The organism is Aeromonas lacus (assembly GCF_000764665.1).
Lineage (GTDB): Bacteria > Pseudomonadota > Gammaproteobacteria > Enterobacterales > Aeromonadaceae > Aeromonas > Aeromonas lacus.
Map to the genome: position 1 here is coordinate 1 of NZ_JRGM01000099.1, position 687 is coordinate 687.

At 37.7% G+C, this 687-nt stretch carries 2 protein-coding genes; both read left to right on the top strand.

What is annotated here, in order from left to right:
• Window positions 1-34 precede the first annotated feature (34 nt).
• Entirely contained in the window at window positions 35-202 is a 168-nt protein-coding gene (locus LG31_RS21230) for a hypothetical protein (protein WP_161785978.1), read from the top strand.
• A gap of 1 nt (window position 203) precedes the next feature.
• Window positions 204-362, top strand: coding sequence for a hypothetical protein (locus LG31_RS21235; RefSeq protein WP_161785979.1), 159 nt, complete (start codon window positions 204-206; stop codon window positions 360-362).
• Window positions 363-687 lie beyond the last annotated feature (325 nt).

The window sequence follows — 687 nt, forward strand, 5'->3', positions numbered from 1 at the left end:
GTTGTGGTCTGCAACGTAAACAAAGGAGAATAAAATGTCACACGATGAAATGGATAAACTAATAAATTACCTTCTCAAGTACGCTGAGAACGAACGCAGAGCAATTGTGGAGTACATTCTTGTGAGTGCAAAAAATATTGAGGCCATTCGAAAAGTGCAAGTGCCAACTACGTTTCTACAAGATACAAGAAAAGGAGAATAATATGAACATTTGGAAATCAATCAAGAAGTTTTTTACTAGAGTATCAGAAGATGCAGTAGTAAAAGCAGCAACGGATAAAGCACTTGATGCAGCTAAAGAAGTAACAGTGGATTACCTAAAAGATCAAACACAGAAAGAAATCAACAGACATAAGGGTTAAGACATGCCCCTTACACCAGAGCAAGTACAACATAACGAAGAGGTCTACAAGAACAGCAAAGTAGACTTCTTTGCATTACAAGCAAGTCGTGCACGTATGCGTGCATTGCTGGAGAAGTACAAAGACCAGCCCAATAATTACAATGGAGGTTTTGACTTCTAGGAAAGCACGAAATATTGTAAGAAGACTATTTCACACCAAACATTGTATACCTTATATCGTTTTGCAGATCGTATAACATGGATAAATGTGTGTGCAACGGGTAAACAATAATTTTAAATGGTATCTCTGCGCTCTTAAACATTGGCTCGTCCAAGCGTTTAAG